Origin of the sequence: Methanolobus vulcani (assembly GCF_006546655.1) — an archaeon.
In the GTDB taxonomy this organism is placed as follows: Archaea; Halobacteriota; Methanosarcinia; order Methanosarcinales; family Methanosarcinaceae; genus Methanolobus; species Methanolobus vulcani_A.
On sequence record NZ_VIAQ01000015.1, the window covers coordinates 35,588 to 49,912 of the forward strand.

Consider the following 14,325-nt stretch of genomic DNA (forward strand, 5'->3'; position numbering starts at 1 on the left):
CTTATCTAATAATATGCAACACTTTGTTTCAGGGCTTAAAAATGGACGAAAAAACAGGATATACCGTATTGATTGTGGATGACGATCCGCTAAACGTCAAGCTTTTGAATGTATTTCTCTCAAAACATCATTCAGTTCTCGGAGCTTACAGTGGGGAAGAAGCTCTTAAAATTATGGAGTCTGTTCCTGTTGACCTTGTAATACTGGATATAATGATGCCCGGGATGGACGGGTATGAAGTCTGTCGCAGGATAAAAGCCAATGAATCTACTAAATTTATTCCTGTAATTGTCGTTACAGCTCTTTCTTCAAAGAACGATCGAATAAAAGGTATTGACGCAGGTGCAGATGAGTTCCTTGTAAAACCCATTGACAGGGTGGAAGTTCTCACACGCGTGCGCACTCTCCTGAACAATAAGCATCTGTATGATGAATTGAAGTCTGAAAGAGATAGGGTACAATCTTATCTTGACATTGCAGGATGTATAATTGTTGCTTTTGATAAAGACGGCACGGTAAAACTTGCAAACAAAAAATGTTGTCAGTTACTGGGATATACTGAGGACGAACTTATCGGTCAAAATTGGGTCGATATCGCTGTTTATGACGATGAAAAAGAACGTGTATCCAGGGTTTTTGAAAGGGTGTCAAATGGCAATCTGGAATCTGTAAAGGTAAATGAGAATGGGGTTCTGACAAAGAACAAAGAACAAAGAATAATACGCTGGAACAATTCGTATCTTAAAGATTCTGATGGTACTATTATTGGAACTCTTAGTTCAGGTATTGATGTTACCGAGGAACGGCTTGCCACAAAAAAACTTCGGGAAAGTGAGCATAAATTCCGTCTTTTAGCTGAAAATGCAAATGATGTTATATGGACCATGACTAAAGATGGCAGGTTCACATATACCAGTCCCTCTGTTTCCAAACTAAGGGGTTATACTCCTGAAGAGGTTGCAAAGCAGCCATTAGAGGAAATATTCCCTCGTGAACACATAGAAAAGATATTGGATGCGATGGCACGTTTTCATGATCATCTCAAGGCGGGCAAAAGAAAATATTCAGAAACATTTGAGATCGAGCAATATCACAAAGATGGTTCAAGAATATGGACTGAAGCCATTGCAACTCCTGTTTTTGATGAAGATGGTACTTTTGAGTTTTTCCTGGGTGTGACTCGTGATATTTCCGAACGCAAGAGGGCTGATGAAGAAATAAAACGGTATACAGCGGAGCTGACAAGGATGAATGAAGAACTAAAGACTCTTGACAGGATGAAGGATGAGTTCATATCAAATCTGAGCCATGAGTTAAAAACGCCTCTTATTTCCATTAAAGGTTATAGTGAACTGGTGCATGATGAAGTGATGGGGCCACTGAATTCCAGGCAGAAAGCAGCCATGAAAACCGTCCTTGATAAGTATGATCACTTGAGCTTCCTTATGGATTCATTACTTTATATGAGTATTGTAAAGTCTGGAAAAGTGAAATACAGGCTTGATCCTGTTAGAATAGAGGATACTCTTAAAAAAGTAGTGGATTATTTCTCTTTCCGGTCGCAGGAAAAAGATCTTATTATGGTATTTGATTTCCAGGAACATCTGCCACTGATGAAGGGTGATGTAGAGTATCTGCCATATCTTTTCAGGTCTATCATAGATAATGCTGTCAAGTTCAGTCCTAACGGTTCAGAGGTATTGGTGCGTGCATTTGAAGATAAAGATAATGTGCATGTAATGGTAAGTGATTACGGAATAGGTATTCCTGAGCATGAAATTGAGAATATTTTCAAGCGCTTTTACCAGATAGATAGCTCCAAGTCCCGAAAGTATGGTGGAAGTGGAATGGGTTTGTATGTAAGCAAAACCATTGCCGAGATACATGGTGGAAAAATATGGGTAGAGAGTTCTGAAGGCACAGGTACTACTGTTCATGTAATATTCCCTGCGATGTCCAGATCCAATTAAATTTCTTTCTAAATTTTTGTGGTTTTATTTTCTTCCTGCAGATCACAAAGCATTTTATATCCTGAAGTTTCTTTTTGTTCTGATGTATGCTGAAGATGTAGTCTCACGCTTATGGAAATTATATCCGGGTGGATATTTTCACATTAATAAGGACCCATTTTACCTGCTTATATCCACTGTATTGTCCCAGCGAACAAGGGATGAGGTTACCATTCCAACAACCCAGAAGCTTTTCAGTGTGTTTGGCACGGTTCAGGAAATGGCAGAAGCTGACGTTGATGAGATTCAGGAGCTCATTAAGAATGTGGGATTCTACAGGGTTAAAGCCCAGCGCATTATTGACATTTCACGCATCATTTTGCAGGACTATGATGGTGTCGTTCCTGACAGCATGGATGAGCTTCTCAAACTTCCGGGTGTTGGCAGGAAGACTGCAAACTGTGTACTTGGTTATGGATTTGAGCAGGATGTCATTGCAGTTGATACTCATGTGCATAGAATATCCAATCGCATGGGTCTGGTAAAAACATCTGATCCGGATGAAACTGAGAAAGAGCTTGAGAAGGTGCTTTCAAAAGATGACTGGAAGGACATAAACGGGCTTATGGTGTTGTTCGGTCAGAATGTATGCAGGCCGGTTGGGCCGAAATGTGATGAATGCATTATGGCTGATATTTGTCCGAAGCTTATCTGAGCTATTTTATTATTTTGAGCAGTTTTGATAAAAACCCGAGTTTCAACAAACTATTTATTGCTATATTCTATATAAAGCACAAATCTCGTGTTTCATGCCATAACTCTAATATATAAAGTGCTGGTTTTGCACGAGAACTGATAAATTTCATAGTTGCAAATAGTATGATAACTAATGAACTGGCTATTAGACAACTACAACTGCAGACACGCTATTTATCCAGTATAGTATAATATACGAGTGAGAATCATGTTATTAATCGGAGAAGCATTAATCGGCGAGGAACCAGAACTCGCACACGTTGACCTTATGATCGGAAACAAAGACGGTCCTGTTGGTCAGGCATTCGCAAACGGTTTGACACAGCTTTCAGCAGGTCACACACCTCTGCTTTCAGTTATTCGTCCAAATCTTCCAACAAAACCTGCAACACTTATCGTACCAAAGGTAACTGTAAAGAATATGGACCAGGCAGCTCAGATCTTCGGTCCTGCACAGGCAGCTGTTGCAAAGGCTGTTGCAGATGCTCTTGAAGAGGGAGCATTCGGTGACCTTGACCCTGAAGATCTTGTGGTTGTTGCAAGTGTTTTCATTCACCCTGAAGCAACAGATTACAACAGAATCTACAGGTACAACTACGGAGCTACAAAACTTGCTGTAAAGCGCGCAGTAGATGGCTTCCCTGACATCGACACAGTACTCAATGAGAAGGACAGAATGGGACACGCAATCATGGGATTCAAGGTATCCAGACTCTGGAACCCACCATACCTACAGGTTGCACTTGACAATCCAAACCTTCCTCTTATCCAGAACATCGTCAAACAGATCCCTAAGAGCGACCACGTTATCCTCGAAGCAGGAACACCTCTTATCAAACGCTATGGTGTTGACGTTATCAGCAAGCTCAGGGAGATCCGTCCTGATGCATTCATAGTTGCTGACCTTAAGACCCTGGACACAGGAAACCTCGAGGCACGTATGGTAGCAGATGCAACTGCAGATGCAATTGTTGTTTCAGCTCTTGCACCTATTGCAACCATGAACAAGGCAATTGAGGAAGCTCACAAGACAGGTATCTATGCTATCATGGACACACTCAATTGTGATGACCCTGTAGCAGTACTCAAGAAGCTTGATGTACTTCCTGATGTTGTAGAACTCCACCGTGGAATCGATATCGAGGAAACAGAGCACGCATGGGGTAACATCGATGCAATCAAGGCTCTCTCACCAAAGATCCTTGTGGCAGTTGCTGGTGGTGTACGTATCGACACAATGCCTGCAGCTCTTAAGGCAGGTGCAGATGTCCTTGTAGTTGGAAGAGCAATCACCAACGCAAAGGATGTAAGGCAGGTCGCAGAGAAATTCATTGAAGGTCTTAACAACCCTGAAATCGACCAGTTCAGAGTTATGACCGACTTCTAAGCGTGTGGAATTTCCACACTCTTTTCTTCTTTTTCTAAATTTCACTCTTGTTTTAGCTTCTTCTGTGTTTCTTTCGGGATACTTCCACGTTTCTCCCAAGATTATATTTATAGTTGGAGTTACATCTATATTGCTGCGTACAAGATGCGCATACTGATATTCATAATCATATTGGAGAGATTTAATTTGAGTTCTACACTAATTGTCCTGAACCTCAAAACATACCTTGAGGGCACAGGCGAAGGCGCCGTAAAGGTTGCACAGGCATGTAAAGAAGTTGCAGATGACAGCGGAATTGAGATTGGTGTTGCACCACAGTTCTGTGACATCTACCGTGTAGCATCACAGGTGGACCTGCCGGTCTATGCACAGAGTCTTGACCCGGTAGGAGCAGGCAGCTTTACAGGACATGCATTCGTCCAGTCAATCAAAGACGCAGGCGCAGTTGGAACCCTTATCAACCACTCCGAATGCCGTCTCACTCTTGCAAACATCGATGCATCCATCACAACTGCAAGAAACGCAGCCCTCAAGACAATAGTCTGCACCAACAACGTTGCAACATCAGCCGCTGCAGCAGCACTCGGTCCTGATTATGTTGCAGTTGAACCACCAGAGCTTATCGGCTCCGGCATCCCTGTATCAAAAGCAGACCCTGGTGTAGTCACAGGTTCAGTTGATGCAGTAAAGAGGATCAACCCTGCAGTCCAGGTTCTCTGCGGTGCAGGCATCTCAAAAGGCGAAGACCTTGCAGCAGCTCTTGAACTTGGTTCAGTTGGCGTTCTGCTGGCATCAGGAATTGTGAAGGCTGCTGATCCAAAGGCTGCACTTGAAGACCTTGTGAGCAAGGTCTGATTGTTCTTTTTCAAATCACAAATAAAAATAAGGCATTTTAGTTCTATCCAGAGGTAGTGCAACTAATGCCTTTCAATTGCCTTTCTATTTCTTGATGCACATTTTTGGTTGCCAATGTCTAAATAATTAATGATGCATATAGGTATGTATTTTTAGTTGTTAATGAAATAAATTTACACAACGCTTATATAGTAAACATGTATATGTTGACATATGTTTCTTCCAACAGGAGATAAACAGTTTGAGTTCTGGAAACTGCGAAGAAACGGTTTCCCCAACATTAACATTGCAAACTCATTCAATATCTCTCGACAGGCTGTATCCAGGGCGCTAATCAGCATGGATACCCGAATTGAGAAAACACTTCTTGAGATGGCTCAGGCGAATCAGATCGAAGTGGAGAAGATGAATGTTGAGTGTGGTATACTGTTCGGACACTCAGTACCACTGAATGTCAGCACCTTGATTTTTGTATCGGAAAAGTACGGTGTTCAGGTGTGGTACGAACACGAAGGGGACTGTGGTAAATGCAGCAGATACAAAGAATGTATGGAATTACTGTGGGACTTTGCAGATGAGATGAATGTCAAACTCGAACAGACAGACGATCCTACAAAATTGGCAGAGGAACTGTTCGAGAAATTGAGGGGGTTAGTATGACAATAAATGTGGCTGAAACTATACGTAAAGTTATGGGCTGGTGTCCCAATGCAACTGTGAGTAAATCAAAATTATCTCAACAGATTGATTTTGTAAACACCAATATGAACTCTTTGAGAATACCAAATGGAGACTTCGTTCGATCCAAAAATGTATTATTCCCTGCAAACACTTCCTTGTTTATTATTTTGAGTGTAACTATTTTGAATGTGGTTCTGTTTTTATCCAGAGGGATGGATTACACAGTCTTAATCCCTATCACTATCGGAGCCTCTCTCTTGTTTTATTTTTTTGTGATTAGATCAATCCAGTCTAATATCATCATCGATGATCATGGCGTTCATTTAGAATCTTTTGAATTGAGGAATATTACAATAAAATACAGAGACATTAGATCCGTAACTCCAAACAAACCCATTAAATTTGCAGCTTCAATGACTTCATTACTGGCAATACCATTGTTAATTCTTGTTTCACTATCGGCTTATTCAGTATACATGAGGGGAGGATGGCAAATGTCCATGTTGGTTTTCCTGATCGTGCCCGGGTATTTGTTACTAAAATACAAGGGCGATGCAAAATATCGGGATGTAGACACACAGCTATCTATCCAATGTGAAAACAAAAGTCGTTATTCAAAATGGTACGAGGCTACGTCTAACTATACGATTGCAACCGACAAGTTGACCGCATCAGAGGTTCAGGATTGTATTGAGCATTACAGGGATGTGCGCTAAATGTTTTTAATTGAAAATGTTAGGAAGATGATGGGCTGGTGTCCGAATGTGGCTGCTATGGATACCAAAAAAATCCAATTCGATGACCTTGCAGTAAATGCGTCTGATAAAGGTGGGGAATCAAACCATACGACCATGAAATGGGGGAATAAGTATCACAATTTGATCTTAATAGGGGCAATACTCGCTACTATTGGTCCCATAAATATGTTGGTTTCGTGGGGAGTAATGAGCACAGGAAGTTTATTTTCAGGTGCTTTTTCAGGACTGTTGACAGGTGTGGTTATGAGGAAATCAGTTTGGCATTCATTAGATCGGATAGAAACTCGTAAACCACGTAAAACTACCTCACGGGTATCCATAAAAAAAGCAATTGTTTTTGCTATCGGCTTTCTTCTATATGTGATTGCATTAAGCCATTTAATAGCAATTTTCGGATCGATGAATATCGTTGCATTCCATGGTGGGTTTGGCATGTCTCTATTCTGGTCAGTATATATTCAGGTAATACAATGGGAAGGGAAAAATCAGAAGATATTGGTTAAGTTTGGATTCGCTGATCCAGTTGCTGTAGTATTGGACAGGAGAAAAGCGAATTGACAAAAGTTATTGGATATTTTTATCGATGATGTGAAACTAATTCGTATTTTCAATGTGATAAATTAGCATCCGCGAATACTGCAACCAATTCCCTTAAGCTGCCTCTCAACTTCCTTATGCACTTTTTCAGCTTCAACATCACCCATAATCATTACACGGAAGGTCACGCTCAGCCTCTCAGTTCCCTCAACACCTTCATACCTGTCAATTATCTCAATTGAAACGATATCATCATTACAGGAAGCAAGTTCCATGATTACATCAGCATCAGCTCTCTCAGGAATCAGCACCGATATGTCTCTTAAATTATGCTCAAGGTTTTCGAGTTTCCACTCATGCAGTTCCTCTTCATCTAACAGGTGTATGTTCTCTATTTTCAGAGGAACCATCCTGCTACCACATTCAATAACCACGTCTCTAGGACTTACTTTCTTGATAATTCCTGTGTGGACTACGCCTGAATAGATGTGCCTGACGCCAATCTCCTGTCCTATGGAATCAAGTAGCCTGTCAAATTCAGCAATCTTTGAATTTATGAGCTTGTCAGATCTGCGAAGTGCAGATGCAGTATCTCCAAAATGCACTGCTGCATCTTTCATTTTATTGGTGAAGGCTTCGACATCCTTTTTCCTGACAATGGATGACATCTCACTGCATTGGTTCATGAAAGCATCATGCACCTTGAGAACTTCCGGGTTCTCCATCTGGATGTATGCGTAGAGGTATGGGTTCTGTCCGAGTATCCTGCCAACGAAATCAAGCATGATGTCGTAGACCGGGCTCATGAATCTCCTTGACTCGTTCACACTGAAATCAAGGGCATCAAAGGTGGTTCCGATGGTGATGTAGGCAAAGTGAGTAAGTCCCTGCACAACGGAAACAAATCCATCGTGCTCTGCGGGAGTGATAACTTCGATGTGGGCTCCGTTATCCTCAAAAAGTGAGCGCATAACAGGGAACCATTTATTGCATCGTCCCTCGATAGGTGTTAAAATGAATATCTGCCCATGCAGACTTGGAATGGATGGTCCGAACATAGGGTGGGTACCGAGTATCTCCACATCTTCGGGAGCATACTTCTTCATGGCTTCAGTAGGTCCGACCTTTAGTGATGTGAAATCCATAAGCAGGCTTCCACTCTTCATCTTTGGTGCAGTTTCACTGATGACCTTCTCGGTTATATTGATGGGTACAGTTACGATAACAACATCACTGGTGCTGATTGCAGCATCAAGGTCACTGGCAAACTCAACTTCCATCCGCTCAGCAACTTCAACTTTCCCGCTGCTGCCCCAGACAACGACCTCGTAACCGTGGTTCTTAAAAAAAGGAGTGAACCACTGTCCCATTTCACCGGTACCGCCTATGATCAGGACTTTCAAACTTAAAAGCCCTCCAATATCGCTTTCTTCATAACTTCAATTGGTGGCTCAACGCCAGTCCAGATCTTAAATGCCTCTGCACCCTGGTAGACCAGCATCATCTCACCGGTGACTGCTTTAGCACCAGCTTTCTTGGCTTCCTTCAGAAGGGTGGTTTCCAGAGGATTGTAAACGATATCAAATACAGTGAGTTCAGAATGCATATCATTTGCTGTTGCTATCGTTCCCTCGGTCTTTGGATGCATTCCGAGGGTGGTACAATTGATAAGTATATCACTATCAGCAATCAGTTGCTTCATATTTTCAAGACCGCAACCTCTGGCACTTCCAACTGCCGACACACCGGCTGCAAGCTCGATAGCTTTTTCCTCGGTCCTGTTGGCTATGGTGATGTCTGCTCCGTCTTTCGCAAACTGAAATGCGATAGCCCTTGAAGCTCCGCCTGCACCTACTATCAGTACATTGGAACCTTTTATCTTCACTCCTTTTTCCTCAAGACTGCGTTTTGCACCAAGTCCGTCGGTATTGTAGCCGACCATTCCATCCTTGAAGTCAACGGTGTTCACTGCGCCGATACCTTCTGCCAGCGGGTCAGCATCGACTATCTTCAATGCTTCCTGTTTTAGCGGAACAGTGAGATTCACACCGCCAAAACCCATGGCTTTAGCTCCAAGGAGTGCATCCTTTAGATTTTCAGGACTGACCCTGAAAGCATGGTATGTGCATTCCATACCAAGTTTCCTGAATGCTGCATTATGCATATCGGGTGATTTTGAATGTGCTATCGGATCACCGAATACGCCGAAAACTGTGTTCAAAAGAGAATCTCCAGAGCTGATTTAAGTTCGTGTATCTTGATCTGTCCCGGTGCAACAGCCTGTGCTATTGCTCCGTATGTGAGACGTGAGCCATAACATGGAGCAACGATACGGCTGTGTTTGCCTATTTCTCCCATTGCAATGGTACAGACTGGTTTTTCCATATCAGCAGTAGCCTGAAGAACGTTCAGCACATCCTGTTTTGACTTTGCCATAACAGCCAGTTTTGCGATATCGCCACCTGCTTCATGTGCATGATTGAGTATTTTCTTCATGATATCGACAGAAGGAGTTCCATCAAAATCATGAGCGGAAACAATTACTGTTACTCCTGCTGCTTTTGCTGCAGCGATGACCTTATTACGCTGTTCTTCGTCCGCGCTAAGCTCAATATCAACCGCTTCAACAAATGGAATAATATCTATCAGAAGTTTAATCCTGTCATCTTCAGAACCTTCCCATTTGCCGCCATCAGATTGTAATCGGTTGGTTGCAATACAAGGAAGGTTGGTGTTCACTTTTATTCTTTCAATGGTCTTCTTAGCTTCTTCAAGGTCTGAAAAATTGAGAAGATCAAATCTCAGCTCAAGCACATTAGCACCCAGCCAGTTTGCAGCTTTTGCATTCTCCGCTGGGTCATCGTCTATCACTGAAACGATAGCGGGCTTTTCATCAAGGTCAAAGTTTCCTATCTTTACCATTGAATCGCTCCTGACTTATCTTCTTCTCGTTTATTTCTCAATGATGGTCTCTTCGATCTTCATTCCGAAGTGACGACCGATATCTTCTGAGTGAACAAGTATCTCATCGCCAACCTTGACATCTGTGACAGCTATTGGTTCCTTGTCCTTTGTGACAAGTTTGATGGTCTCTGCATTCTGCAGGATGTTCTTTATTATCTTACCATTAAGGTCTGCTTCAACAAGAATGAGCGGCCTTCTTTCGATCTTGACCCGACCGACAACACCTGTTCTCTGCTTGCCGTCACCATCTACAATGGTTACTTCGTCGCCTGCTTTAAGCTCTGAAAGGTAGCGTGTTTTTTCTCCTACCTTGATGTAAGCGTGAACCGCACCTGCATTTACTCTGAATGGACGGGAAGCAACGTATGGACTTTCCTCTGATTCAGAGTGCACAAGGAACATTCCGTTCGCCTGTGAACCCACAAGCATTCCCTCGCCTCTTACCATGAGGTTGCATGTATCCACACATACTCTGTCACCCATACCGATGGCCTCGACTCTTGTGACCACTGCAGTCTGGATTGTAAGATTCTTGACACCGGCTGTTTCTGCAATTTCTGCGGTCTTCTTGATCGTACTCAGGTCTTTTGTGTCAAGCATTACTCCATCTGTACCGTGTTCCATTGTCTCAAAAGCAAGCTTTGCCTGTTCAGAATTCTGGACACCGGAGAGGAGCATTACATTCTCTTTCTGAAGTCCTGCAATGAGGTTCTCCAGTGGAATGACCTGCCAGTCTGTGCCTATGGTTACAAGGTAATCGCAGATGCTTCCCATTTCAGCTGCAAAGTTCTCGTAATCCTTGTTGCGGATGATGACATATCCTGCAACCTTGAGTCCCTTATCTTTCAGGCGAAGGGCTGTTGTAATGTCAAGTGAACCAGCATAGTCTGGTGGCAATGGCTTTGTTCCGTCTCCTTCTCCACCTTTTCCAACTACAACAATCTCTGCTCCTTCAACAGGATTTGAGGAGAAAGCTGCTACTTTCACGTTTCCAAGCTCTTTTACCTTCTCAACATCAGCAGCATCAACCATAATTGCATCCACGCCGGATTCCATTCCGGTGGTAATTACAGCCTTGCGTTCATCCCAGTTGCCTTCATCGGCTTTTATCCAGATTATCTTATTATTCATAATGAGCACGTCCGCAAGCAATGGAAACAATCTACGCTTATTTCAGCATTTCCAGTGCTTCTTCAACTGACTTTTTGTAGTGCACTATCTCTGTAATTGCTTTTGTAATTTTTGTAGGGTTTTCATGCTGGAATACGTTTCTTCCTATGGCAACACCCCTTGCGCCACCTTCCATGGCACCCTCTATCATCTGGAGGAATTCTTCATCGGTATTTGTCTTTGGTCCGCCTGCAATAACTATTGGCACAGGACATCCCTGCACTACATCTTTGAATGTATCCGGATTGCCGGTGTATAGTGTTTTAACAACATCTGCACCAAGCTCTGCACCAACCCTTGCAACATGTGCTATAAGTTCCGGGTCATATGGGTTGCTGATATCCTTACCACGTGGGTACATCATTGCAAGAAGTGGCATTCCCCAGTAGTTGCATTCCTCAGCTACACTTCCAAGTTTCTGGAGCTGGTCTGCTTCAGTCTCAGAACCGATATTCACATGGATGGAAACTGCATCTGCACCCATTTTCATGACTTCTTCAACAGAGCATACCTGTACCTTGTTGTTAGGATCTGGTCCAAGGATTGTGGATGCGCTCATGTGGACAATGAGTCCCACATCATGGCCGTATCCCCTGTGTCCGTGGTTGACAATTCCTTTCTGCATCAGAACTGCATCTGCGCCGCCTTCAGCGACCTTGTTGATGGTGTCAGCCACGTCGATGAGTCCTTTTATAGGCCCATCTGATATTCCGTGGTCCATAGGTATGATAACTATGTTTCTGCTGTCTCTGTGCATGATCCTTTCAATGCGTATTTTTTTGCCGATCTCTGACATTTGCTTTCGCCTTCTATAAGTTTGATTAATTATGCATTAATGTCTTATTTAGTACATTAATGTATGGTCTGTTTGTATGTTAGTATGTGACATAGTAGCACGGTTAAGTATATAAAAGTTTTTGTATAACTGGCTGAAACTAATTGAAAAACAAAGCTTACATATCTTTCAGGAATTCGCCGATACTTATTCCTTCAGAAGTTATATCGTAGCTTATGAGGTGTTTTTCATGGTCACTGCCATGCATTTTCAGGATGGACATGGTTTTTCTGATCTCTTTTCCGATATCCATATGCTTGAGAAGGATCAGTACATCAACAAGAGAGGAAACAGGTATCTCTGCTTGAAGTATGTCGCTTCCTGCAGCCATGTTACCGCTAATGAACATGGATGTAACACCCATATTCTTGAAAAGACGTATCATGTTGGCAATATGTTCTCTTTTTGCTATCTGGGTATCAAAAACATAATCAAAGCCAGAAATATCATCCAAAAGCACTCTTTTTGCACCCATTTCCTGGATGTAGTTACGGAGTTCTATAGTGTGCCTGCATGCATTGATTTCAGAAGGTGGTGTGTAAATTATTTTTATCAATCCCTGCTTTTCCAGTTCTTCGAGATCAAGTCCTAGACTTGCTGCATAGCGTCTCAGTTCGGCAGGACTGTCCTCAAAAGTACTGATTATTCCAGGCTCGCCATTTTTGGCACCCTCTACAATGAAATTGAGTCCAAACAGTGTTTTTCCGGTACCGGTATTTCCAGCTATCAACGTAGCTGATAATTCAAAAAGTCCGCCTCTGCTCAATTCATCAAATTTAGGAATGCCTGCGCTAATTCTGCTGACCTGTGCTGTTTCTTCTATAACAGGCGCAGTAATTCTTGGATAGATAGTAAGCCCATTGGCATTTATGCTGAAACTATGCTCACCATCAATATAGTTAGGACGGTTCATTTTCAGTATTGTGATCATGCGCTTGCTTCCTCTTCGCAGTATCTCCTGGGACAGATAAACAATACCGTCTGTTACGTCGCTGATCACTGATCTGCAAACATCGGACTTTGACATGGTTCCGGTTAGATAAACAATAGCATTCCATTCAACAATGGCTGAATTAAGTGAGTATATAAATCTCCTTCTTTCAGCTTCAGGGAAGCCGAATCCAATGGGTGTTATCGGGTCAATGAGTATCCTGTCAGGTTTTATTGAATTGACTGTATTTCCAAGATCTACCAGCATTGTCAGAGGGTCTCTTTCAACGGAGCTTGTATTGAATATGTGTATATTGAGGGCTTCTTCATAAAATGAGTATTCTGATAGTGATTCTCTTATGGAATTCTCTGATTGGGTTGTAATGCAAATGTAAAGTACCTTCTCACCATTACGCGCTGCTTCACATAAACTCTGCACTCCCAGTATGGTCCTTCCGCTACCCGGGTTGCCTGCTATAAGTATAGTAGATGGGGCAGTTATTCCGCCTCCAAGTATCTCATCGAAACCGTCTATTCCTGTGAATTTTGTTTCCACTTTCAGAACCTCGTTTTGGTATTGCTAAGCAATAATGAGATTTTTATGTAAAGGAATTATATGAAATTTCCTCTCCCTAATTTAATTCTCTTTTAATTTTACTTAATGTTATTCATGAGCACTGCAGTAAAAAAACTTACAATGGGTTGATGTACTTTAATGCTAAATCTTTTAATAAATTTATATCTGTACTATGAAACCCTCTTATATGGTTAATTACTATAACGCCAATATAAGACTGTATTAATAGTAATTCTATACTGATCATATTTGGAGATGTTCTCCAGACTTTACCTAATCTTAACCTAATCTAATACAAACAATCAGGGAATAAATATGAGAGAATTAAAAATCCTTGTTATCAACAATTATGGGCAGTTTTGCCACCTTATCCACCGTTCAGTAAGGGATCTGGACATGGATACAAAGATAGTACCCAACACCACTCCTGTCGATGAGATTCTCGATGAGGAGCCTGACGGATTGATACTCAGTGGCGGTCCGACAATAGAACGTGCAGGAATCTGTTCTGAGTATGTGGAAAGTATTGATGTCCCTATTCTTGGAATCTGTCTTGGACACCAGATCATCGCTAAAACCTTTGGCGGGGAAGTAGGTCCCGGCAGTTCCGGCGGCTATGCTGACATCGAAGTTGAGATAGTTGACGAAGATGATCTCCTGAAAGGAATTGGTCCAAAAACATCTGTATGGGCTTCACACGCAGATGAAGTTGTCAGGATGCCGGAAGAATTCATCCAGCTTGCAAGGTCTAATATTTGTGAATGTGAGGCTATGAGGCATGAAGAAAGGCCAATATTCGGTGTTCAGTGGCATCCTGAAGTTGCCCACACTGAATCCGGAGAAAAGTTGCTGACGAATTTCTTTGAGATATGCGAGAACTATTAGTCTCGCATTCTCCTATGTGTAAATTACTAAATCTTAAAATT

The 14,325-nt window shown here is 42.2% G+C and carries 14 protein-coding genes; 8 read left to right on the forward strand and 6 right to left on the reverse strand.

The window, feature by feature from the left end:
• Positions 1–41: 41 nt before the first annotated feature.
• The 7 genes from FKV42_RS07520 to FKV42_RS07550 all read left to right on the forward strand — a co-directional run bounded on the left by FKV42_RS07520 (position 42) and on the right by FKV42_RS07550 (position 6,944).
• The gene (locus FKV42_RS07520; RefSeq protein WP_154809626.1) at positions 42–1,970 is read left to right on the forward strand and encodes a PAS domain S-box protein; all 1,929 of its coding nucleotides are present in this window, start codon (positions 42–44) and stop codon (positions 1,968–1,970) included.
• An 82-nt stretch (positions 1,971–2,052) separates the two neighbouring features.
• Positions 2,053–2,664 carry an endonuclease III gene (nth, locus tag FKV42_RS07525; RefSeq protein WP_154809627.1) on the forward strand — a complete coding sequence of 204 codons (612 nt, stop codon included), beginning with the start codon at positions 2,053–2,055 and terminating at the stop codon, positions 2,662–2,664.
• Between the two features lie 249 nt (positions 2,665–2,913).
• A complete protein-coding gene (locus FKV42_RS07530) occupies positions 2,914–4,092 on the forward strand; it encodes a bifunctional 5,6,7,8-tetrahydromethanopterin hydro-lyase/3-hexulose-6-phosphate synthase (protein WP_154809628.1) in 1,179 nt (392 codons plus the stop codon).
• A 144-nt stretch (positions 4,093–4,236) separates the two neighbouring features.
• Positions 4,237–4,947 carry a triose-phosphate isomerase gene (gene tpiA, locus FKV42_RS07535; protein WP_394348054.1) on the forward strand — a complete coding sequence of 237 codons (711 nt, stop codon included), beginning with the start codon at positions 4,237–4,239 and terminating at the stop codon, positions 4,945–4,947.
• A 213-nt stretch (positions 4,948–5,160) separates the two neighbouring features.
• A complete protein-coding gene (locus tag FKV42_RS07540) occupies positions 5,161–5,607 on the forward strand; it encodes a hypothetical protein (RefSeq protein ID WP_154809630.1) in 447 nt (148 codons plus the stop codon).
• Complete coding sequence (locus tag FKV42_RS07545; RefSeq protein WP_154809631.1) at positions 5,604–6,344, forward strand: DUF1673 family protein; 741 nt, start codon at positions 5,604–5,606, stop codon at positions 6,342–6,344. Before FKV42_RS07540 ends, FKV42_RS07545 begins: the two co-directional genes overlap by 4 nt.
• Positions 6,345–6,944: a DUF1673 domain-containing protein gene (locus tag FKV42_RS07550; protein WP_154809632.1), complete on the forward strand. Its 600-nt coding sequence runs from the start codon at positions 6,345–6,347 to the stop codon at positions 6,942–6,944.
• A 62-nt stretch (positions 6,945–7,006) separates the two neighbouring features.
• On the opposite strand, the gene FKV42_RS07555 is transcribed toward FKV42_RS07550, so the two are convergent.
• The 6 genes from FKV42_RS07555 to FKV42_RS07580 form a co-directional block, all read right to left on the reverse strand.
• Positions 7,007–8,326 (reverse strand): prephenate dehydrogenase, encoded by a 1,320-nt coding sequence (locus tag FKV42_RS07555; RefSeq protein ID WP_154809633.1) that lies wholly within the window; start codon positions 8,324–8,326, stop codon positions 7,007–7,009.
• 2 nt (positions 8,327–8,328) lie between these two features.
• Positions 8,329–9,144: a shikimate dehydrogenase gene (gene aroE, locus FKV42_RS07560; protein WP_154809634.1), complete on the reverse strand. Its 816-nt coding sequence runs from the start codon at positions 9,142–9,144 to the stop codon at positions 8,329–8,331.
• Complete coding sequence (gene aroD, locus FKV42_RS07565) at positions 9,141–9,845, reverse strand: type I 3-dehydroquinate dehydratase (RefSeq protein WP_154809635.1); 705 nt, start codon at positions 9,843–9,845, stop codon at positions 9,141–9,143. The genes aroE and aroD overlap by 4 nt, the downstream gene beginning before the upstream one ends.
• A 30-nt stretch (positions 9,846–9,875) precedes the next feature.
• Complete coding sequence (locus tag FKV42_RS07570) at positions 9,876–11,018, reverse strand: 3-dehydroquinate synthase II (RefSeq protein ID WP_154809636.1); 1,143 nt, start codon at positions 11,016–11,018, stop codon at positions 9,876–9,878.
• A 37-nt stretch (positions 11,019–11,055) separates the two neighbouring features.
• On the reverse strand, positions 11,056–11,853 hold the full coding sequence (locus tag FKV42_RS07575; protein WP_154809637.1) for a 2-amino-3,7-dideoxy-D-threo-hept-6-ulosonate synthase: 798 nt from the start codon (positions 11,851–11,853) through the stop codon (positions 11,056–11,058).
• 157 nt (positions 11,854–12,010) lie between these two features.
• Complete coding sequence (locus tag FKV42_RS07580) at positions 12,011–13,378, reverse strand: ATPase domain-containing protein (RefSeq protein WP_154809638.1); 1,368 nt, start codon at positions 13,376–13,378, stop codon at positions 12,011–12,013.
• A gap of 336 nt (positions 13,379–13,714) precedes the next feature.
• Here FKV42_RS07580 and FKV42_RS07585 point away from each other — a divergent pair, with 336 nt between their 5' ends.
• Complete coding sequence (locus FKV42_RS07585; RefSeq protein ID WP_154809639.1) at positions 13,715–14,284, forward strand: GMP synthase subunit A; 570 nt, start codon at positions 13,715–13,717, stop codon at positions 14,282–14,284.
• Positions 14,285–14,325: the final 41 nt, after the last annotated feature.